Source organism: Croceitalea dokdonensis DOKDO 023, from assembly GCF_001306415.1.
Lineage (GTDB): Bacteria > Bacteroidota > Bacteroidia > Flavobacteriales > Flavobacteriaceae > Croceitalea > Croceitalea dokdonensis.
This window is the reverse complement of the sequence record NZ_LDJX01000002.1, coordinates 469,311-491,980: the sequence shown is the minus strand read 5'-3', so window position 1 is coordinate 491,980 and position 22,670 is coordinate 469,311. Positions and strand designations below refer to the sequence as shown.

Annotated in this window: 18 protein-coding genes; 13 read left to right on the top strand and 5 right to left on the bottom strand. The window is 39.4% G+C overall.

Annotated elements, in window-relative coordinates:
- Window positions 1–105 precede the first annotated feature (105 nt).
- The gene (locus I595_RS05610) at window positions 106–1,479 is read right to left on the bottom strand and encodes a saccharopine dehydrogenase family protein (protein ID WP_054558400.1); all 1,374 of its coding nucleotides are present in this window, start codon (window positions 1,477–1,479) and stop codon (window positions 106–108) included.
- Between the two features lie 79 nt (window positions 1,480–1,558).
- Between I595_RS05610 and I595_RS05605 the strand changes: the two genes are divergently transcribed.
- From I595_RS05605 to I595_RS05595, 3 genes are all read left to right on the top strand, one after another.
- Window positions 1,559–1,942 (top strand): DUF423 domain-containing protein, encoded by a 384-nt coding sequence (locus I595_RS05605; RefSeq protein ID WP_054558399.1) that lies wholly within the window; start codon window positions 1,559–1,561, stop codon window positions 1,940–1,942.
- A gap of 72 nt (window positions 1,943–2,014) precedes the next feature.
- On the top strand, window positions 2,015–3,631 hold the full coding sequence (gene pckA / locus I595_RS05600; RefSeq protein WP_054558398.1) for a phosphoenolpyruvate carboxykinase (ATP): 1,617 nt from the start codon (window positions 2,015–2,017) through the stop codon (window positions 3,629–3,631).
- Window positions 3,632–3,751: 120 nt separating this feature from the next.
- Window positions 3,752–4,384, top strand: a complete 633-nt coding sequence (locus tag I595_RS05595) for a helix-hairpin-helix domain-containing protein (protein WP_054558397.1) — start codon at window positions 3,752–3,754, stop codon at window positions 4,382–4,384.
- A 72-nt stretch (window positions 4,385–4,456) separates the two neighbouring features.
- Here I595_RS05595 and I595_RS05590 read toward each other — a convergent pair whose 3' ends face one another.
- Genes I595_RS05590 through I595_RS05580 form a run of 3 tightly spaced genes read right to left on the bottom strand, consistent with a single transcriptional unit; the run spans window position 4,457 to window position 7,529 of the window.
- On the bottom strand, window positions 4,457–5,203 hold the full coding sequence (locus I595_RS05590; RefSeq protein ID WP_054558396.1) for a uroporphyrinogen-III synthase: 747 nt from the start codon (window positions 5,201–5,203) through the stop codon (window positions 4,457–4,459).
- Between the two features lie 5 nt (window positions 5,204–5,208).
- Window positions 5,209–5,865, bottom strand: coding sequence for a DUF4271 domain-containing protein (locus tag I595_RS05585; protein WP_054558395.1), 657 nt, complete (start codon window positions 5,863–5,865; stop codon window positions 5,209–5,211).
- Window positions 5,865–7,529: an ArnT family glycosyltransferase gene (locus tag I595_RS05580; protein WP_054558394.1), complete on the bottom strand. Its 1,665-nt coding sequence runs from the start codon at window positions 7,527–7,529 to the stop codon at window positions 5,865–5,867. The genes I595_RS05585 and I595_RS05580 overlap by 1 nt, the downstream gene beginning before the upstream one ends.
- A gap of 112 nt (window positions 7,530–7,641) precedes the next feature.
- On the opposite strand from I595_RS05580, the gene I595_RS05575 reads away from it, so the two are divergent.
- Genes I595_RS05575 through I595_RS05565 form a run of 3 tightly spaced genes read left to right on the top strand, consistent with a single transcriptional unit; the run spans window position 7,642 to window position 10,181 of the window.
- Window positions 7,642–8,370 (top strand): polyprenol monophosphomannose synthase, encoded by a 729-nt coding sequence (locus tag I595_RS05575; RefSeq protein WP_054558692.1) that lies wholly within the window; start codon window positions 7,642–7,644, stop codon window positions 8,368–8,370.
- Between the two features lie 28 nt (window positions 8,371–8,398).
- A complete protein-coding gene (locus tag I595_RS05570; RefSeq protein WP_054558393.1) occupies window positions 8,399–9,733 on the top strand; it encodes a dihydroorotase in 1,335 nt (444 codons plus the stop codon).
- Window positions 9,734–9,737: 4 nt separating this feature from the next.
- The gene (locus I595_RS05565) at window positions 9,738–10,181 is read left to right on the top strand and encodes a DUF4296 domain-containing protein (RefSeq protein ID WP_054558392.1); all 444 of its coding nucleotides are present in this window, start codon (window positions 9,738–9,740) and stop codon (window positions 10,179–10,181) included.
- Here I595_RS05565 and I595_RS05560 read toward each other — a convergent pair.
- Window positions 10,153–11,166: an NAD-dependent epimerase/dehydratase family protein gene (locus I595_RS05560; protein ID WP_054558391.1), complete on the bottom strand. Its 1,014-nt coding sequence runs from the start codon at window positions 11,164–11,166 to the stop codon at window positions 10,153–10,155. The genes I595_RS05565 and I595_RS05560 overlap by 29 nt on opposite strands.
- A gap of 87 nt (window positions 11,167–11,253) precedes the next feature.
- Between I595_RS05560 and tyrS the strand changes: the two genes are divergently transcribed.
- The 7 genes from tyrS (at window position 11,254) to I595_RS05525 (ending at window position 22,517) form a co-directional block, all read left to right on the top strand.
- Window positions 11,254–12,549 carry a tyrosine--tRNA ligase gene (gene tyrS / locus I595_RS05555; RefSeq protein WP_054558691.1) on the top strand — a complete coding sequence of 432 codons (1,296 nt, stop codon included), beginning with the start codon at window positions 11,254–11,256 and terminating at the stop codon, window positions 12,547–12,549.
- A 460-nt stretch (window positions 12,550–13,009) separates the two neighbouring features.
- Window positions 13,010–15,154 carry a leucine-rich repeat domain-containing protein gene (locus tag I595_RS05550; RefSeq protein WP_054558390.1) on the top strand — a complete coding sequence of 715 codons (2,145 nt, stop codon included), beginning with the start codon at window positions 13,010–13,012 and terminating at the stop codon, window positions 15,152–15,154.
- Window positions 15,155–15,190: 36 nt separating this feature from the next.
- Entirely contained in the window at window positions 15,191–16,726 is a 1,536-nt protein-coding gene (locus tag I595_RS05545; protein WP_157449650.1) for a Kelch repeat-containing protein, read from the top strand.
- Window positions 16,727–16,732: 6 nt separating this feature from the next.
- The gene (locus tag I595_RS05540; RefSeq protein WP_054558388.1) at window positions 16,733–18,970 is read left to right on the top strand and encodes a hypothetical protein; all 2,238 of its coding nucleotides are present in this window, start codon (window positions 16,733–16,735) and stop codon (window positions 18,968–18,970) included.
- Window positions 18,971–19,055: 85 nt separating this feature from the next.
- Window positions 19,056–19,868 carry a hypothetical protein gene (locus I595_RS05535; RefSeq protein WP_157449649.1) on the top strand — a complete coding sequence of 271 codons (813 nt, stop codon included), beginning with the start codon at window positions 19,056–19,058 and terminating at the stop codon, window positions 19,866–19,868.
- 8 nt (window positions 19,869–19,876) lie between these two features.
- Window positions 19,877–21,889: an ATP-binding protein gene (locus tag I595_RS05530; RefSeq protein ID WP_054558386.1), complete on the top strand. Its 2,013-nt coding sequence runs from the start codon at window positions 19,877–19,879 to the stop codon at window positions 21,887–21,889.
- On the top strand, window positions 21,879–22,517 hold the full coding sequence (locus tag I595_RS05525; RefSeq protein ID WP_054558385.1) for a response regulator: 639 nt from the start codon (window positions 21,879–21,881) through the stop codon (window positions 22,515–22,517). The genes I595_RS05530 and I595_RS05525 overlap by 11 nt, the downstream gene beginning before the upstream one ends.
- The last annotated feature ends 153 nt before the right edge of the window (window positions 22,518–22,670 follow it).

Below are 22,670 nucleotides of genomic sequence, written 5' to 3'. Positions count from 1 at the left end.
GGGTTTTGGAAATATCATTACCCAAATATGCTTTGGAACTAGTATATCCACAAACATTTGTGATCGCATGATGATGCAGCCGTCTTATGGCATCAGTGGGCGGTATTAGCCTGCGATGGAATCTGGATTATATCCCAAGTACGGTACCTCAAATTCATTAAAAGTGACACCGTATGTAGCCAACTCCTTTAATATCGGTTGATAAACCTCCCTTGAAATGGGGATTTGCACCCCAGCTGTGGTGATTTTCTTATTTAGGATTTGAAGGGTAGCCATGGCTACCGGTAGGCCAACTGTTTTTGCCATGGCGGTATGGGTGCTTGTTTCACCGAGCACTACCATGTTGGCATCAATCTGTTGTTTTACCCCATTGAGTTCAAAACCAAACTTGTGGTACATGACGATCATATCCTTTTCCTCAGGTTTTAGGCTCCATTTGGTTTCAAGGATTTCCTGCAGCGCCTGAGCTGGGGTGGCCTGTGCTTTCTGAATTTTCTTTGTGCCATCAAACAAGTCAAGGTCCAACAATTTTTCCCACATGATATCGTCTTGGTCTATTTTTAGGTAATGCCTTAACTTTAGTTCCACAGAATCCGTAGGGGAGTAGGGGAGGAATAAATTAACGAACTCCCGATACGACATGCCTTTAGAATTTTCAATGATATAGGTATCATCCGTCATCCCTAACTGTACAAACATGTTCCAAGCTTTGGAGAAGCCTACCCGGCGCATGGTTCCCCTATACAAGGTCAGAACATCATGTAATCCGTAAGCCTCGCGGTACCACAGCGAATCCCTATTGGCATAAGCCTCAAATTTACCAAAGCCTTCTACTTCTAAAAACTCTGTTCGTCTAAACAGCTTGTGGTAGGGAATGTACTTATAGGTTCCTTCTTGGATAAATTTCGCGGCACCCCCTTGGCCTGCGACTACCACGTTTCTGGGATTCCAAGTAAATTTGTAGTTCCAAAGGTTATCATCGCTTTCTGGTGCTACCAGACCACCGGTAAAAGACTCGAACAACAGCATTTTGGCACCTTGCTCGCGGACACGGTCCAACACTTCCATGGCACTCATATGGTCTATTCCTGGATCTAGCCCAATCTCGTTCATAAATACCAACCCTTTCTTTTTTACCTCGGCATCTAATTCCCTAATCTCATTACTTACATAAGAGGCCGTCACCAAATGTTTGGAATAGGTTATACAGTCCTTGGCTACTTGTATATGAAAACGAGCTGGCAACATGGACACCACAATATCAGAGCCCTCAATAGCTTTTTTTCTATCTGTTTGGTTAAAGACATCCAAGGTAATGACTTCACAATGTTCGTGGGAACGAACTTTTTCGCTTATGGTCTGTGGGTCTAGGTCCCCAATGGTCAATTTTAGATTTTCCATAGGAGCTTTGGCCAAAAAATAATCAATGAGGTAAGAGGTGGACTTTCCTGCGCCGATCAGCAAAATTTTTCGCATCATAAGATTAGGTTACCTTTGTATTTTATAGGCTTAAAGATATCAAATTGTTATATTTTTAAAAGATTGAAAGGATTGAGTTATGAACAAAACAATTTTGGCTACGGGTTTAGTATTTGGGGTTTTGGCAGTGATTTTGGGGGCATTTGGGGCACATGGTTTAAAAAAAGTGATTGGTCCGGAAGAAATCAATACGTTTGAGACTGGCGTAAAATATCAAATGTACCACGCTTTGTTTTTAATGCTGTTGAGTGCCCTGCCCAACGTGGCCACTACGGTAAAAACAACGGTTTTTTACTTGGTGGTATTTGGTTTAATATTCTTTTCGGGCTCTATTTACTTACTGGCCACCAATGTATTGACCTCATTCGATTTTAAAAAAATAGGTTTTATAACGCCCATAGGCGGTACGCTGCTCATTGCCGCTTGGGGGGTTTTGCTTTACAACGTTTTATCTAGGAAATAAGGTTTTAAAACAATAATCTAAAGTGTAAAGGGTTATATTTTTTTAGCTTTGCACTACAAAAAACTAAACTATATGGCTTTAAATGCCCAAACTACGAAATCGATTTCGCTTCAGGATCTGGGAATTGCACACCACAATATTCACTATCAGCTTAGCTCAGACCAACTTCATGATATGACCATTGCAAAGGATATGGGCGTGGAGTCCTCTTTGGGAGCATTGGCGGTAAATACGGGGGAGTTCACGGGGCGTTCACCCCTAGATCGTTTTATTGTTAAAGATGACATCACGGCAGATAAAGTTTGGTGGGGCAATATCAATATTCCCTTTGCCGCCGATGATTTTGATGCCTTACATAAAAAAGTCATTGCTTATTTAAATAAAAAGGAACTCTTTGTAAGGGATGCCTATGCCTGCGCAGAAAAGGAGTATCGTTTAAACATTAGGGTAATCAATGAATATCCTTGGTCCAATATGTTTGCTTACAATATGTTCTTGCGGCCCACTGAGGAAGAGCTTGAAGGTTTTGCCCCAGAGTGGACAGTTATAAATGCGCCCGGATTTATGGCAGACCCCAAAGTGGATAAGACCAGACAGCACAATTTTGCCATTCTTAACTTTTCAAGGAAAATTGCGTTAATTGGTGGCACGGGCTATACCGGTGAAATAAAAAAGGGAATTTTCTCTGCCCTAAATTTCATTTTACCCGTGTTTAAGAACACCTTGCCCATGCATTGTTCCGCAAATGTTGGTAAAGGCGGGGATACTGCTATTTTCTTTGGATTATCTGGCACAGGAAAAACTACCTTGTCCACTGACCCAAACAGAAAATTAATTGGTGATGATGAACATGGCTGGACTTCAAAAAACACTGTTTTTAATTTTGAAGGGGGTTGTTACGCCAAGGTCATCAACCTTTCAAAAGAAAACGAACCAGAAATTTATGGTGCCATTAAAAAAGGGGCCATTTTAGAAAATGTAATCCTTGATGATTCTGGCGAGGTGGACTTTACGGATACCAGTATTACGCAGAATACAAGGGTAAGCTATCCTATTTATCATATTAAAAATATACAGGAACCTTCCATAGGGGAAAATGTTAAAAATGTGTTCTTTTTAACGGCGGATGCATTTGGGGTACTACCTCCCATTTCCAAATTGACACCATCGCAAGCAGCCTACCATTTTATATCTGGATATACGGCCAAAGTTGCGGGAACGGAAGCTGGTGTGGTAGAACCACAGCCTTCATTCTCGGCCTGTTTTGGAGCACCTTTTATGCCCCTGCACCCTGCAAAGTATGCGGAAATGCTCAGTAAAAAAATGATTGAGTCCGGGGTAGACGTATGGTTGGTGAATACGGGTTGGACCGGAGGACCGTATGGCGTGGGAACCAGGATGAAATTAAAATATACCCGGGCCATGATAAGTGCCGTCCTTAACGGTGATTTGGGGCTGTACAGTTATGATGCCTACCATATCCATTCGGTTTTTGGAGTGGCGCAACCAAGGTCGTGTCCTGGAGTCCCTACCAAAGTATTGAGTCCAAGGGCCACTTGGAATGATGATGAGGCCTATTACAAGACGGCCTTTAAGTTATCTAACGCCTTCCGGGAAAACTTTAAAAAGTTTGAGGCTGATGCCAATGAGGAAATTCGTCGTGGTGGACCGCAACGGTACGCCTTTTAAGCCGAACTTTTGGGCACGGCGGTGATATTACCGTAAACAAATGACAACAATTAATTAACCTTAATAGTTGATTTTAAATTAGTTGTACCTGTATTTTTGTAGGTCACTAACTTAAGAAGTATGGCAATTACAAAGAAAACAAAAACCTCTGGAAAGAAGGCTGAGGTCACCTTTAAAATCAATGAAAAGCATAATCCATCCGAGGCTGACGTCTTTGTTTTGGGCGATTTTAATAATTGGCAGATGGCCGACCCTGATTTTCAACTGGAGAAAAAGCGTGGTAACTATACCAAAACGGTTGAGTTGGAAATCGGTCAAAAGTATGAGTTTAGGTATGTAAACCGCGATTTTATGTGGTTTAATGATGAGTCTGCCGATGCCTATGTGCCTTCTCCCTTTTATGGCATAGATAATTGTGTGGTAGATTTGACCACGGTCAAAAAAACCAAGGTGGCACCAAAAAAGGCAAGTGTGGCCAAGGCTAAAACGGCCAAGAAGATAGTCAAGGACGATTTAAGGAAAATTGAAGGGATTGGTCCAAAAATAGCTGGCATATTGGGGGATAACGGCATCCATACCTTTAACGATCTAGGGAAGGCCAAGGTGGCCCAACTCAAAAAAATATTGAGGGAAGCCGGCCCGCGCTACACCATGCACAAACCTGGCACATGGCCCAAGCAAGCTAAATTGGCAGCTGCCGGGAAATGGGAGCAACTAAAAACGTTACAGGATAAGCTGGACGGCGGAAAGTAAGTTGCCGTACCAAATAAAAAAAGCCCATGATACTCGCTGTCATGGGCTTTTTTTATCTAAAACTAATTGGTTTTATGCCTTATTGGCGTCAGTGATGTATTTCTGTAACGCCATGGTCATAGACGGAGTTTCCGGTGTAGGCGCTTTGATATCTATGCGCAGACCAGCCTCTGTGGCAGCATTAATGGTACTGTTGCCAAAAACGGCAATACGGGTATCCTTCTGTTCAAAATCTGGAAAATTCTTGAGTAATGACTCTATTCCAGACGGGCTAAAGAAAACGAGGACATCGTAATATACTTCTTTTAAATCAGAAAGATCGCTGACCACGGTATTATAGAAAATCCCCCGAGTCCAGCTTAGTTTAAGTTCATCAAGAAGTTTAGGGACATCTGGTTTTAAACTGTCCGAAGAGGGAAGCAAAAACTTTTCGTCTTTATATTTTTTAAACATTGGGGTCAACTCACTGAACAAACGCTTGCCCACGTATATTTTGCGCTTTCTGTACACCACATATTTCTGCAGATAGTAGGCTACCGCCTCTGATTGGCAAAAATATTTCATGGAGTCTGGCACTTTAAACCGCATTTCATCAGCAATTCTAAAAAAGTGGTCCACAGCGTTTCTGCTGGTTAAGATTATGGCGGTAAAATCCTTTAAATCTATCTTTTGTTGGCGAACGTTTTTAGCATCAACACCTTCTACATGGATAAAGGGTCTAAAGTCCACTTTTACCTTGGATTTCTCTATGAGTCTGGCATATGGGGAGTTTTCCATTTTTGGCTCGGGCTGTGAGACTAAAATCGTTTTTACTTTCATAAGAATCAGTCTTTTAGAAAACTAATAAGTATCACCAAGGGTGAAATTTCGAGTGCGCAAAGGTACAAAATAAAATAGATTAAGTTGCTAAGAATTAACTTTTGCCGGTTTCTCAAGGTATTTACAATACCAATGAGATTTACCATGGCAATAAGTAAGAAAATTATATAAATCGTAGGAACTGATTGAATAAAAATATAGGTAAGGATGATGTTGCCAAAAAAAGCAATGAGCCCACTGTAATTAAAATAGCTCAGTTTTTCAAAAATAAGGTTGGTCATCAAGGATTGGTTTTGAAAAAAATAACCGTTACCAAATTGGAGCACAATTTTGACAAGCACAAAAAATAGCAATCCTGCAAACATGATCCAGAACACCAAGGGATAAAAATCAATTTGGTGTCCATTAAGGATATTATTGGAAAGAAAACAGAACAAGGAAAAATTAAGCAGTTGAAAGAGGGTGAGCAATACATGAAAACCGCTCCGTATTTTCCCTTTGTCTTTTGTGAGTTTCACATATTTGTCATTAAAAGGCAGGATAATGAAAGAGGAAAAAGAACTTGGGAACATACTTTTTGCCAATGCCAAAAGTGCCAATGAAACGGTCATGGCAATTGTGAATCCGTCTAGGTGCACTATGTTTCGGTAGATACTTTCCATTAGTCCAAGGGGATGCTAGGGCTGTTGATTCCTGTAGGAAGTCCAAACTCAGAAATTGAAAACTTTACAAACTGTGGCTTTTTGGTTTTATGGGCGGGCAGTCGAAAGCTAAATTCAGTAGTGTCCCTAGGTTTTAAAACAAGGGTGTTTTCCTCCACAGGTTGTATTGTAATGGTTTGGGTCTCTTGTATTTGTTTGTAGGCGTTTAAAAAAGCCAACCTAAAAACCAGTTGATCCAAAGGTATTTTTTCTGCATAAGGATTATACACCTTAAGGAGCTGTGGCGCTTTGTTGCGTTTTACTTGGTTTTGGTCAAAAAAGCCTTTGAGTCTGCGGTAACTCTTAAAATTATCTTTGTATTTCACAAACATTTTGGTGCCATCCGGATAATAAAAATAAAAATCCCCAGAGTCCGCATATTTGGTCACGTAAGCAATGCGTTTCCCCTGTATTTTAGCCTCAGATGCATCAATGGAGTACTGGTTTCTTCTGTAAAAAATATTATTAAGGGAGAAGGAGGGTTCACCGGAATAAAAATGGTACATGGATGAGGTCCTATAGCTATTTTCAAAAACCACGGGCACATTCTCAACTTTGCGGTTTAGCGTATGGACCCAATTTTCGGTGCCATGGGTCTCAAATATTTTGGGTAATAAAGGTTGGTAAACCAACCATGCCCTTGCGTAGCAAAGCAGCACCAGGCTTGCGATAGATAAGCCAAACATCCATTTTCTTGCCTTGGCATTGTCCAGTAAAAGTTGGTAGGCCAAAATGGCCATGGGAATACAGATGACAATGACCCATTGTGCCTGGCTTCGTCTATGGAAGGTGGATAAAAAGAAAAACAGAATGACCCCAAAAGTTACGTATACAAGGGCTTTAGTGAATTTATCTTTAGGTTTTGCAGTGAAAAGTGCGTAGTAAAACCAAGGAAAAAGCAAACCAAAATTCACTAGTAAATTTAGGAGATACCCAAGGGTAAAACCAGAAAAAGAATACGGTTGGTTGGGACGCTCGGAGATATGGTATTCCAAACTCACAAAGTCATTTTGGTATAGCCATAAAAAATGTGGGCTGTAACAGGCCAAGGAACATAGCACGGCCACCCAGGCATATTTGTTTTTTAGCAGGCTTATATTGGATAGCAGGGTAAAAAGAATAACTAAAACTGCGTGGTATTTACTGTACATTAAACACGCCATGACCAACCCTAGGACCAAGGCCTTAGGCCAAGTGGGATTGGAGATGAACCGCTTATAAACCAGTAAAAAAAGGGCCGTGAAAAATAACAAGGGCGTGTCTGGCAATGTTAAAAAGCCGTAGGCATTAAACAGTGTCATTGAAAACAGAAGTAAAAAAAAATGTGGGATATATTGTTTCTTTTTTGGGTCTTCAATCAATAGCCATAGGATGCTTACGGTACCAATTCCTAAAACACAGCTCATAAACCGAACGCCCATTTCACCGTCAAACACTAGGCTGCTCAACCAAATGAGGAAGGCCACCATGGGCGGATGGTCAAAATACCCCCAACTTAAATCTTGGGCATAGTACCAATAATAAGCCTCGTCATACAACAGTTCCGTAACGGAGCCTTGGATGAGGTTAAGGACAAAAAGGATTCCCAGAAAAATAAAAAAAAGCCTTGAAAACTTATTGGACATGAAGCTGGTCATTCGGTAATGCGAATGTACAAATCATTGGCTATAAGCACGAAACACCTGTAAATTTCTTTACGTTTTAAAACCTTATTTTTGAAGCTTAAAATTGGTTTTTGTGTCAGAAGGTTTGGTAATCATACCCACATTTAATGAGATAGAAAATATCGAAGCCATGGTCAGGACGGTATTTGACCTAAAAAAGGACTTTGACCTACTGGTTGTTGATGATAATTCACCGGATGGCACCGCTGCCAATGTTAGGCAGTTACAGGAAGAATTTCCGGACCGCCTCTTTTTGGAGGTCAGAAAGGAAAAATCTGGCTTGGGTACGGCCTACATCCATGGATTTAAATGGGCATTGGCAAGACACTACCCATATATTTTTGAGATGGATGCCGATTTTTCACACAAACCCAGTGATCTTTTACGCTTGCACAGGGCATGTTTGGACGGGGCAGATGTTGCCGTTGGCTCCCGATATAAAAAAGGGGTAAATGTGGTTAATTGGCCGCTTTCCCGGGTTTTACTCTCCTACGGCGCATCGTTTTACGTGAAATTGATCACTGGGATGTGGGTGCATGACCCTACCGCGGGATTTGTGTGTTACAAGAGAAAAGTATTGGAAAACCTAAATCTGGATTCAGTCAGGTTTGTGGGGTATGCCTTTCAAATAGAAATGAAATATAGGGCCTATTTAAAAAAATTTAAGATCAAGGAAGTGTCCATTATTTTTACGGACAGGATCAATGGGCAATCTAAAATGAGTTCCAATATTGTTTGGGAGGCTATTTTTGGGGTGGTCAGTATGCGGGTCAGAAGTATTTTTAGAAGAAATTCTTTTTAGGTTTTAATAAGGTTAAGTACATAGGATTATGAATAGTATTTTACTGAAAAATGCCAAAGCGGTCAACGAAGGCAAAATATTTGAAACAGATTTGCTCATAAAGGATCAAATCATAGTTAAAATGGATACGTCTATTTCGCACCCTTCCGCAAAAACCATAGATTTTGGGGGAAACCTGTTGATTCCAGGTATTATAGACGATCAAGTGCATTTTAGGGAGCCCGGCCTCACCCATAAAGGCAATATTGCATCGGAAAGCAGGGCTGCCGTAGCTGGGGGCATCACTTCTTTTATGGAGCAGCCAAATACCAATCCACAAACCACTACCATTGAAAAATTGGAACAGAAACATGGGTTGGCCAAAGGAAATTCCTACGCCAATTATTCCTTTCTATTTGGAGGAACCAATGATAATCTTGAGGAGTTAAAACGATTGGATAAAAACAGTTGTTCCGGGGTAAAGCTCTTTTTGGGTTCATCTACCGGTAATATGTTGGTGGATGATGAAAAAGTACTGGAACAGATTTTTTCCAATACAGAGATGGTCATTTCTACCCATTGCGAAGATGAAGGTACCATTAGGGCCAACCTTGCCCGTTATAAAGAACAGTATGGAGAAGACATTCCTATAAAATACCATCCAATGATACGCAGTGAGGAGGCTTGTTATTTATCTTCCTCCAAGGCCATTGCCCTGGCAAAACGTACCGGTGCCAGATTACACGTTTTTCACCTATCCACCGGAAAGGAAATGGAGTTGTTCACCAATGCCGTGCCCCTTAAGGACAAGAAGATCACTGCAGAGGTCTGCATCCATCATTTATGGTTTTCAGATGAAGACTACCAAGAAAAAGGAACCTTGATCAAGTGGAACCCCGCCGTAAAGACCAAGGAAGATAGAACCGCCTTGTGGCAAGCCCTTCTGGATGACCGCATAGACGTTATAGCCACAGACCACGCCCCACATACCATTGCCGAAAAAGAAAACAACTATTGTAACGCCCCCTCTGGAGGCCCATTGGTACAACACGCTCTGTTGGCTATGTTGCAGAAATACCAAGAAGGGGTTATTTCATTGGAAAAAATGGTGCAGAAAATGTGCCATAACCCTGCCTTGCTGTTTGATGTGGCCAAACGTGGATTTTTAAGGGAAGGATACCAGGCAGATTTGGTAGAGGTGGCCATGGACAGTCCGCTTAACATAAGTAAGGATAATATTCTTTATCACTGTGGTTGGTCTCCCTTTGAGGGAACCACATTTAACAACCAAGTGAAAAGAACCTTTGTGAACGGGAACCTTGCCTTTGAAAACGGGAAGGTTTTGCCAGCAAGACATGGGCAACGGCTAACTTTTGATAGATGATAGGATGAGAAAAGTACTTTCCATATTACTTTTTATTGGGGTGCTTGCTTGCGCGGAAAAGGTCATAGAACCCCCAAAAGATTTAATTGGTGAGGAAAAGATGACCGATATTCTCTATGATCTGGCCCTTTTAAATTCCATTAAATCCACGAACATCCAAATCTTGGAAAAGCACCAAATAGAATTAATGCCCTATTTGTTCGAAAAATATGATATTGACAGCATTCAGTTTACGGAAAGCGATCTGTATTATGCTTCCGTTCCACTAACCTATGAAACCATTTATAAAAACGTGGAAGCACGTTTGGAGTCCCGTATCCAAGAAATTAACGCAGAACGGGAACGTAAAAAGGACAGCACTGATCAAGCTAGGAAAGCGGTAAAGGACAGCCTTCTAAAAGTAGACTCCAATAAAGCCCCTAAGAGCGTTGCTCCGCTAAAAAAATAACGGCTGTTCTCTTTATTTCGGCATCTATATCCTCAAAGGTAAAGTCTTTAAGCACACTTAGTATTTTGCTACTGTCATAATATTCCTGTGTGGAGAACAAGGCCGCAGTTGCCTTGGACAGTTTGCGTCTTTTGCCGAGAATCGTCCCTTTGAGCCAATCCAATCGCCATCCAACTTGCAGGGCCAGTTGGCTCAGCACCTTTTTTGGTGGTTTTTTGTGCATGGCTTTTGCCATAGCAGCCATTACGTCTAGGTACGTCCTGTTGACGCTTACCAGAATAAAACGTTGGTTTTCAATGCGTTGTTCCATAAGTAGTACCATAGCGTTCACTACATCCCTTACGGTAACAAATCCCGTTCCACTGGGCAGGGCATATTTTGGTTCTTTAAAGGCTGCTTTAAAAAAAAGCCCACTTCCAGAGGTCCAGAACCCCGGGCCCAAAATAACTCCAGGATTTACGATAACGCTTGGAACCCCTTCTTGTGAAGCCCGCCAAACCTCCAATTCTGCCCCATGTTTGGAAAGTGCATAGCCATACCCAGCCGTATTGTTCCATTCCGTACTTTCAGTAACATAGCTATCATCTGGGGTGCCGCCAATAGCGGCAATGGAACTTACATAGCATAGTTTTTTAATTTTGGAGTCTATGCACTGGTTTACCACATTTGCCGTTCCTTCAATGTTGGTTTTAAGTAATTTTTTGCGGTCCTTAGGGTCAAAAGAAATGTAAGCGGCGCAATGGTATACCGTGTCAATGCCCGTAAAGGCCACCGTAAGATTTGGGATATCCAGAATATCTGATTTTAGCCATTCTATCCTATCCAACAATGGTTTGGCATTGGTCTCATAGTAACCAAAAATTTTTTCAACCAGGGCAATTTTTTCCTTTGTTCGGTACAGGGCACGAACCTGGTGGCCTGCTTTTGCCAATTGCAGCAATAAATGTGATCCTACCAAACCTGTTCCCCCTGTTACCAATACCATATTCAAATGTACTATTTGTAGGTTGAATTTGAGGCATCAAATAAATTCTAGAAGTTATATTTGCACCTTATTCAAAAGGAAAAAACCATGACCAAAAATTTTGTGGAGGAATTAAAGTGGAGGGGGATGTTGCATGATGCCATGCCCGGCACAGAAGCACATCTGTTATCTGGGATGCAGGCGGCTTATGTTGGTATTGATCCCACGGCAGATTCCCTACATATAGGTCATTTAGTGAGTGTAATGATGTTGCGCCACTTTCAGTTGGCCGGCCACAAGCCTTTTGCCCTTATCGGCGGTGCCACCGGAATGATTGGAGATCCCTCCGGGAAATCTGCTGAGCGCAATTTGCTGGACGAGCAAACCCTGCGCCATAACCAAGCCGCATTAAAAGAACAGTTGTCCCGTTTTTTGGATTTTGAAAGTGATGCGGATAACGCAGCCGTCTTGGTGAACAATTATGATTGGATGAAGGATTTTTCATTCCTTGATTTTATCCGTGATGTGGGAAAACATATCACCGTGAATTACATGATGGCCAAAGATTCCGTAAAGAAACGACTGTCCTCTGAAGCCAAAGAGGGGATGTCGTTTACGGAATTTACCTATCAATTGGTTCAAGGGTATGACTTTTTGCACCTGTACCGGAGCCATAACTGTACTTTGCAAATGGGCGGCAGTGATCAATGGGGGAATATCACTACCGGAACGGAATTGATACGGCGCATTGGCGGGGGAAAGGGGTTTGCATTGACCTGTCCCTTGATCACAAAGGCAGACGGAACCAAATTTGGCAAAACCGAAAGCGGCAATGTTTGGTTGGATGCCAAAAGGACATCGCCCTACCGTTTCTATCAATATTGGTTAAACACCTCTGATGATGATGCCGAGAAGTATATCAAAATCTTTACTTTTTTATCCAAAGAAACCATAGCAACCCTTATTCAAGAACATAAAGCGGCCCCTCATTTACGTAGTCTCCAAAAGAAATTGGCCTCAGAAATCACAACTATGGTGCACTCCAAGGAAGATTTGGACAATGCCATCAAGGCCAGCGGCATTTTATTTGGGAAGTCTACCTCCACAGATTTAAAGCAGTTGGATGAAAGCACCTTTCTGGATATTTTTGAAGGGGTGCCGAAAGCAGAAATCGCCATGTCAGAAATAGAGCAAGGATTGGATATGATTGGTGCCTTGGCTGCAAAAACAAAGTTTTTGGGTTCCAATGGGGAAGCGCGCAGGGAATTGAAACAGAACTCCATTTCCGTGAATAAGGAAAAGGTCACGGAGGCGTATACCATAACCAAGAAAGACCTTGTGAACCATAAGTTTGTACTGTTACAGCGGGGGAAAAAGAATTATTTTGTGTTGGTGGTCAAGTAATTGTCCTAGTGACCCTATTACTGCAAGAGACATCTTCTACTTGGAGTAGGGCAAACACCATGAATAATTGTTTTGCTGGTAAAAAACAATGTATTTTTTGGTCCCATAAAAGGTCTATTTCTAAAACTATTAAAAAACACGGAAAATGGAACTGGGATGGGATATATTTCCAAGGTTTAGGAACTGTGCCGTAAAACGGCCATTTAAAAGAACTCTTACGAATTACTACAGTCTATGCTTTGGTATAGTTACAAACTTCCCTAAAGGGTAATGACAATTAAACCAAACCAATAACTACTTGATATCCTTTTTTACTTCACTCGATGGCTACCACTATCCAGTTAGTGCTAATCTTCTCTCCTCAGGGTATACCCTGAATTTTTAAAGTTCAGTATATGCCCTGAACTTATTTTCACCCCTTCACCCTAGCTTGCGGTTGTAATTCTATACTAGTCTTGTTATGAAAACGACCGTAAAGTTAATTTGCCTAATAGGGGTATTGATTTTGGCAAGCTGCAGCAAAGATGATGATGGCAATGTAACGTCACCCGTTACGGAAACAATTGTAAAGAGTGGTGAAAAACAAATAACCGGTTTTGTGTTTAATACCACCCACAATAATGAATTGTCTGAAGCGATAATTGCCAATATTGATGAGACCAATAAAACCATTGAAGCTACTGTACCCTTCGGTACAACTATTACTGCTTTAACCCCAAGCGTAACAGCTTCTGACAAGGCTACTGTTACTCCAACAGGGGCACAAGATTTCAGCACCCCCATTACCTATACCATAACGGCAGAAGACGGCACAAAAGCTACTTACGAAACAGAATTGAACATAGCGCCAAACACAGAAAAAGAAGTGTTGAGCTTTGTCTTTAAAGCGGAGGATAATGAGGCTCTGGATGAAGATATTGCGGCTTCCATAGACCAAACAACCAATACTATTAGCGCCTCCGTACCTTTTGGAACTGATATTAGCTCGCTTTTACCTACAATTGAACTATCACCGGAAGCGAGTATGGATTTGAATACGGCCAAAGACTTTTCAACAGTGCAGGAGTTCATTGTTACCGCTCAAGATGGTAGCACAGTTATATATAAAGTAACCGTCACATTGGGTCCGAGTAATGGGAAACAAATACTAAGTTTTGTTTTTGCTGCCAATGACAATAGTGGTCTAACTGAGGACATTACTGCTACAATAGATGAAAGTGCTAAAACCATAACAGCAACGGTACCATTGACCGCAGATATCAATTCATTGACGCCAAGTATACAAGTGTCTGAAAATGCTGACATTACCCCTTCTGGAACACAAAACTTTAAAAACCCAGTGAACTATACGGTTACTGCGGCTGACAATACCTCCTCAATCTATGAGGTGACTATTTCTTATTCTGAAAGAGACGTATTAATAGCCATTTTTAATGCCAACCCTAATAATACACTAGATTGGATACTGAACGACCCAAATATTGGTACTTGGACCGGGGTCACTACAAATGAAGCCGGTGTTATAACTCGTTTATCACTTGGGCAAAAAGGCTTAGATGTGTTACCGCCAGAAATTGGTTTACTCTCCCAATTGGAAAGTTTGACTTTACATAATAATTCATTATCGGAAGTACCTATCCAAATAGGACAACTAATAAAATTGAAAGACCTACGGTTAGATTATAATTCCATAACATCTATTCCTTCACAAATAGGCGAGCTTATTAATTTAGAAACATTTGATTTAAGGGAGAACTCCTTATCAGAAGTGCCTATTCAAATAGGACAGCTAACCAAATTAAATACCTTAAGATTAAATAGCAACGCCTTAACATCAATACCTGAACAGATAGGTCAACTGATCAATTTAGAAACCCTTTGGTTAAACCATAATTCCTTAACCGAAGTGCCAACCCGAATAGGACAACTAACTAATTTAGAAAGCTTATGGTTACAGTATAATTCTTTATCAGAAATACCTATCCAAATAGGACAACTAATAAAATTAAAAACCTTAGGGCTAAATAATAATTCCATAACATCAATTCCTTCACAAATTGGGCGATTATCGAATTTAGAGGACTTAGTGTTATCTCGAAATTCCTTAACATCAATACCTTCACAAATTGGACAATTGACCAATTTAAGATCCTTATTGTTATACAGTAATTCTTTAACGGAAATACCTGAAGAACTTGGTCAAATGACAAATCTAGAGAGCTTAATTCTAAGCTCTAATTCCTTATCGTCATTCCCTTTACAAATTGGACAATTGACCAATTTAAGATCCTTATGGTTATACGATAATGCTTTAACGGAAATACCTGAAGAACTTGGTCAATTGACAAATCTAGTGAGCTTAAGATTAGAAAAAAATAATTTAACGGCTATACCTAGGAAACTTGGTGATTTAGTTAATCTGGGAAACTTGACTTTACAAAATAACCAACTAACCGAAATACCTTCCGAAATCGGAAACTTGACCAATTTAACGCTATTGTCGTTACAAGAAAACTACCTCACTTCCATTCCACAATCAGTATGTGACCTCTTAACTAATTATGGTACTGAAATTATAATTGATGACGGAGTTACGTGTAAATAATAACTAATAAAAAATTATCCATTAAAAACATGAAATATGAAAACAAGCTTAAAAATTTCGAGTGTAGCATTAAGTATGTTTCTTCTCATTAATTGTTCAAAAGACGAAGCAGATACTACAAAAAATGAAGCTCCTGAGGCCTTTACTGTTTCAACAACCATAACGGACAATACTGCAACCATCACCTGGACGTCTGCAAATGATCCGGAAGGAGGCAAAGTTTCTTATTCCGTTTTAATGGAAGGTCAAACTGTAGCATCAAACATTGAGGCTACCACCTACACTTTTACAGATTTAGCCTATTCCACTTCATTTACCGGTAAGATTGTAGCTTATGATGAGGAAGGGCTAAGTTCGGAGTCTCCATATAGTTTTGAAACCGAAATGCGACCTAATACAGCCCCATCTGCAGTAGTTTTAGCTGCGCCGAGTGCAAATGAAGAATCAGTGTCGTTAACACCTGAATTAAATTGGACTGTTGCTACGGATGCAGAAAACGATGCTATAGTTTATGAAATTTTCCTAGACGAATCTTCAAGCCCAACTACAATAATTGACAATGAATTAACAATTAATTCGTACACCATCAATAGTCCATTAAAAAATAATACTACCTACTATTGGAAGGTAGTTGCAAGGGATGTTTTTAATGCTAGTAGTGAAAGCAGCGTGCAATCATTTACAACTCGTGATTTAGTAGCTGCCATTCAAGTAACGGACGATGCCGGTTTCACAGCCAGAGGGGGCCATAATTCCTTGGTTTTTGATAACAAAATGTGGGTCATCGGTGGTAATTCTTGCTGCGGCGGACAGTTTAATGATGTATGGTCAAGCACCGATGGTGTTACATGGACCCAAGTAACGGCCAATGCTAATTTCGCAGCTAGAACCGGTCATGCTTCGGTAGTCTTTGATGGCAAAATGTGGGTTATTGGCGGCAATGGTAGCCAAGAGTTTAATGATATCTGGAACAGTAGTGACGGTAGTAACTGGACACAAGTAACCGACCACATAGATATCAACAATAGATTTAATCACAAAATGCTGGTCTTTGACAATAAAATGTGGATCATTGGAGGCAGGGATATTGCCGACTCCTATTCACGCAACCAAGTTTGGAACAGTACAGATGGTACAAATTGGCAAAAAGTTACAGATGATGCCGGCTTTAATATGAATGGCTCGGAATTTACCGTATTTCAAAATAAAATTTGGCGTGTAGGTAGTTTTAACGATACCAGAATTTACAGCACGATAGATGGAGAAGTTTGGACTTTACAAACAGATAATGCTCCCTATGGACAACGCCATAATCACTCGATAACCGTATGGGACGACAAAATTTGGTTGTTGAGTGGCTCTGACAATGCGACCAATGAGCTTGTAGAACTAGACGATGTTTGGTTTAGCGAAGATGGGGTAAACTGGCAACTAGCAGCAAAAAATGCTGGATATACGGCATCAGCGTTCCACACATCGGTTACCTACGCTAATAAAATTTGGAAAATTGCCGGCAGTGGAGGTTTTCAAAGTTTCGAGGTATGGAACGATGTATGGACTTTTGAATATTAAAATAAAATGAAAACAGCACTTAATAAAATAGCAATAGTAGTATTCTTTCTAGCCGCCGTTTTTGGCTGCCAAAAAGACGAACCAATAGTGAAAGATGACGATCCCATAGCGGAAATCCCGTCACCCACAACTACGCAGAGCACCATTTCCGGGAAAATAGTTGTACCGATTGAAAGCGGTATAGATGTTAACAATCTCACCATCTCATCGCCAATAGACGTAGCAACTGTATCAGATGGAACCTATGAAATGGTTACCCAAGAAGATAAATTCTTAACGCAATTGGTGAGTGATAACAATGGCGAGGTACTGTTGATGGGATTTACCTATCCCGGACAAACCGATTTTGAAATTAATACGAAATCAACGGCTTTGGCGATGCTAATGAATTTGCCATTTTCCTTGTTGATGTCAGATGAGGCCAAACAGGAATTGATAGCAAAATTTTTAGGAGATCCGGGTCTTAAAAATATAGAGGACTCCATTGAAAAACAACTAAAAAACAACACAAGTCCCTTAGATATTTCAAGTCCTGAACTAGCTACAACTGTTTCTGTTTTTTACAATCAACTGCTATTTCCTCAAGCTAGCAAGTCCAGTAAACTGGATTATTCTTATGACCCTGTCGATATTAGGTTGACCAATAATGAAATTACTTTTGTCAACCTTGGTAAAACATATGATACTGAGATCGGCATCTATAAAGATGAAGTGAAAATTAAAAGTATTACTTCAGAACGCATTACCTTTTTACCAACAACTATCGGCCAAGCCATGGGCGCCTTTGCGAGTGCTTATGGAGGAACACCGCTACCAGGAGACTTACAACCCGCTGAATACACCTATACTTTTGAAAATGATGGGCAGTATGACATTAGGATAAGAACCGGAAAATCAACCGACACCAGTATTGAAAACCAAGTGGCCCTTTTAAGCAACTATATTAACTGGGGGAGCGATATTATTCTTGAAGTACTTCCATTAGGCGATTGTATACAACCAATGATTGCCAATTTCAAACAGCATGTGCAAACTTTTGGCGGCTTTGAAGATGCTACAACACAACAAGAAAAACTAGGCCTGTTGCATGATGTGTTATATACATTCTTTAATGAATCAACTACACTTGCAGCCTGTTTTACCAGTGCCGAACAAGTAGAAGATTACCTAAAACAATTTGCCAGCCTGTTAAAGTTTATTGACTTGGTAGGCAAAATAGGGAACGGTGGTAATATTTTAGTGGGTATCGCACAATTGGTTGTCGATGAGGGTGAAATGGATTTGTGTTATAGTGTAGAAGAGACACAAGTATCCGAATGCGATAAAGGGGATGTTTACATTGCTGGATGGTCTCTGAATGAAAATGATTTACCAGTCGCTATGGTTTGGAAAAATGGTTCAGTCACTAATCTTGCAAGTGGTAGTGGCCTCGCTAATAAGATCTACGTAACGAATGATGATGTTTACGTGGCCGGTCAGCAAAACGGGGTAGCCACTATTTGGAAAAACGGCATCGCCACAACTCTAACGAGTGATATTAGCATGGCTCATTCAATCTATGTTGAAGGTGCTGATGTCTATGCTACTGGTTATGTGTATGACGATACGACCGGATTCATGCCAGTACTTTGGAAAAATGGTGTCACCACTACGCTATCCGAAAGTATTGGTTTTGTCAATGCTCAGGTTTTGGGAAGGGATGTCTTTGTATCAGGTGCCGATGTGTATGTAACGGGTTCCATTTTAGGTAATGAACAATTTGACGCTACAGTTTGGAAAAATAGTGCAACTATTTCCTTAACAGTTGGCAACAGTTTTGCAAATTCAGTATATGTCTCTGGAAATGATGTGTATGTAGCTGGTATGGAACAAAAAACATCCGATGGCCCTACCACAGCAAAAATCTGGAAAAATGGAGAAGCGACTTCATTAACAGATGGAAATACCATGGCCAACGCCAACTCAGTTTACGTCATCGATAATGATGTTCATATTGCCGGAGAAGTCCGTAATGGCAACAACATATGGGTGGCAACCACATGGAAAAATGGAATCGCTTCTTCTATAACAGGTGGAAGTACTAACGCTTTTGCAAAATCAATTTATGTCTATAACAATGTAGTCTACGTAGTAGGTAACGAAAATTATGTTGCAACATTCTGGAAAGATGGAGTGTCTATTCCTTTGTCTAGTGGTCGGAGTGATGCTAATTCCATTTTTATTAAAGAACCACAAAACAACTGACCACAAAAATCAATCTAAAACTGTAAAAACCAAAAAGAAAATGATAGGTCAAATTATAAAATCATTTATACTTTTTATTATTTTAATGAGCAATATACAGATGAAAGCACAAACACTTTCAAAACAAGTAAATCTACAAGAATTAGGTCTAAGCTTTGACATTCCAGAAGGCTGGCAAGGGCAGTTAGATGGTGATTATATCGTACTGGGGCATCAGACCATACCTGGTTTACTAATTCTTTCATCAAATACCACCAAAAGTATAACTGAACTAAAGGCCTTTGCTGAACAAGGCATCACTGAAGGAAATGTACAGCTTTCAGCTGATAGCCATTTTGTTGAGAAAAACAATAATCGCGTAGAAGGCTATTATACCGGTATTTTTAACGGACAGCAAGTAAAAGCCTATGCAATTGGCCTCATCAACGGTAGAGGAAAAGGGATGAACATTTTAATAGTGACCAAAACCACGGCCTTTACTGCGACACATAAAAAAGAAGCTGATAAGTTGTCAAATTCAGTAAAGTTTTATAAAGCCGAAGATAGTAATGTAACCACTTTTTGGAAGCAAAAACTCATGGGCAAACAACTCTATTTTGGACTTACTCGAGGCGATGGCTCTGAAAAACGCACCATTGATTTATGCCCTGACGGTAGCTTTGCCTATTACGGCAACTCACACATTGCCTTTGATGAAAGTTACGGATTCGGTTCTGCTGGGAGCAATGAGAACGACTCGGGCACCTATAATATTTACAGCGTTGGGGATATATCTGTTTTAGAGCTCGCTTTCACCGATGGAACCATTGTAGAGTACGACCTATCAACAAATGAAGAAGGTAATACTTTTTTGGATAACTCAAGATATTACGTTCAAAACTCCGATTACTGTCATTAATTTAAGTAATGAAGCTTAGCAGTATGGAATGGACAAAATTAAAAATGTATCTTAAACTCTGTAATTCAAGTGTTTTGAAGAGAAAACCAACCTTACTATTCTTCCTGATAATTACTTTTTGTGGATTTTCACAAACTACGGTAATCGATAGTTTAAAACTACAGTTAAAAAAGAAACAACAAGACACTATTAAAGGCGAAATACTAGGAGACTTGGCCTATTACTATTTGTATGAAAATATTGATTCCGCTATTACTTATGGAAAAAAACTAGAGCGTTATGCTGAAAAACTGAATTTGGCAAAATTTAAAGTGCTGGCTAATAAAAATATAGGTAATGCATTTATATTTTCTGGCAAATATGATTCCGCCTTTGTATATCTCAGTAAGGCGTTAAGAATTGCAGAAATAAACTCCTTGGAAAAATCAGCTCTGTATACTTCTATTGGGGTTATGTATAAACGTCAAAATAATTACGAAAAAGCCTTACAAGCATATTTTCAGGGAGTTAAATATGATGAAAAAACCGGAAACACCTACGGAGAGTTCATTAAGCTAGTAAACATAGGCAATCTATATAATATTAAAAAGGATTATGATAATGCTATCAAGTATAACAAGAGAGCTTTATTGTTATCGGAAAAAGCGAACAACGATAATATCAATTTTGCATTGGGAACTTTACTAAATAACATTGGCACAATTTATAGTAAAACGGACAAAATAGATACTGCAATTGATTATTTTGAGCAATCACTCAAAGTAAATCTAAAGAACGAAAATAAAAAAGAGGTCGCCAGAAATTACAACAATTTAGGCGTTATATATGACAGAAAAGGAGATTATGAAAAGGCATTAAATTTTTTGAATAAATCACTAAAAATTTCAATACAACAAGGGGATGAAAATGATCTTATTCAAACTCATATGTCATTAGGGACGACTTATGGTAAAACTTCAAACAAAGTTAAATCTGAAAATCATTTCAATGAGGCTTTGGTGTTAGCAAAAAAAATAAAAAGTTATCCTTCAATTTCAGAAATATATCTAGCCATAAGTAATATTGATTCCTTAAAGAATCAACCTGTAAAGGCATTAGGAAGTTATAAACTTCATATTAGATATAAAGACAGTATGCTAAATGAGACAAATGAAGAAATTATAAATGAAATTGAAACTAAGTATGAAACAGAAAAAAAAGACAAAGAAATAGCAGAACAAAAATTGGCCCTAGAAAAAAACGAGTTAGAATTACAAAAAAAGAAAACACAGTATGGTATCATGACTGGAATCGCTATTTTTCTATTGGTTTCTTCCCTTTTAGGCTGGTTTCTCTACCAACAGCGACAAAAGCGAAAAAATCAAGAGATTTTGGCTCTAAAAAGAGAACAACAGGTAAAAACTTTAGAGTCTTTAATGGAAGGTGAAGAGAAAGAACGGTTTCGTATTGCTAAAGAACTGCATGATGGGGTTAACGGTGACCTCTCCGCCATTAAATACAAACTAACTTCAATGTTAGCACAGAATACGGTGGTAATTAATGAAGTAGTGGCTATGATTGATAAGTCCAGCGAACAGGTTAGGGCCATTTCCCATAATTTGGTACCGCCATCGCTTGAAAAATTCAATTTGGTAGAGGCCTTGTTCGATTACTGTAGTACTATGGATGATTTACAGAAACAAAAAATCAATTTCCATCATATAGGAGAGCATCCACGAATTTCGAAAAAAAACGAGGCAAATATCTATAGGATTATTCAGGAATTGGTCAGTAATAGTATTAAGCATGCAGAAGCCAAAGAAATCACAGTACAGATAAGCAGTCGGGAGAATATCATCCAAGTAACCGTAGAAGATGATGGTAAAGGGTACGATTTAAATAACGTGGATAGTAAAGGCATTGGCCTTAATAACATAGATTCAAGAATAGATTATTTGAATGCCACAAAAGACGTAATCTCTAACTCAAAAGGAACTTCCTATAGCATCGAAATAGATACAACCAACTTAAATGACAACTAAAATAGCCATAACCGATGACCATGTTTTGGTACTAAATGGTATCAAAGCCATGCTTGCAAATACCCCAGAGATAGACGTTGTCGGAACTTATGATAACGGACAACAAACATTGAAGAAAATAAATTTAGACAAACCCGATATTCTTCTTTTAGACATTAATTTGCCAGATATAAATGGTATAGAATTGTGCAAAACATTGCTTAAGCAATATCCTGAACTTAAAATATTGGCATTGACCAATTTTGAGGAAATTTCTTTTGTAAAAAGAATGTTGAGTAATGGGGCCAGTGGTTATTTGCTCAAAAACACCCAAAAGACCGAATTGATCGAAGCCTTGAAAACTGTATTGGAAGGCAGACAATACCTTCAAGATAAAATTGAGAAAAAATTAATGAACTATGCTTTGGGTCGTCAAAATTCAGAAACTTTTATACCTAAACTCACCAGAAGGGAAAAGGAAGTTTTAGAGGCCATCAGTGAAGAGTTGACCACACAAGAAATTTCTAAAAAGTTGTTTGTCAGTATTAAAACCGTGGAAACACATCGAATGAACCTAATGAGTAAATTGGGGGCAAAAAATAGCGTAGGGATTATTAAAAAAGCCATAGATTGTGGCTTATTGGATTAATCACTTTTAGTGATTATAAAATTCAAGTAATCGTTTATTATCAGCTTCGAGGAATGTTTCAAAAAACCAACCTTTTTCGGAACTAAGCTAAAAACATATTTTCATGTACTCGTGTACAAATTGTTTTTACTCATGGATTTCCCCAATCCTCTT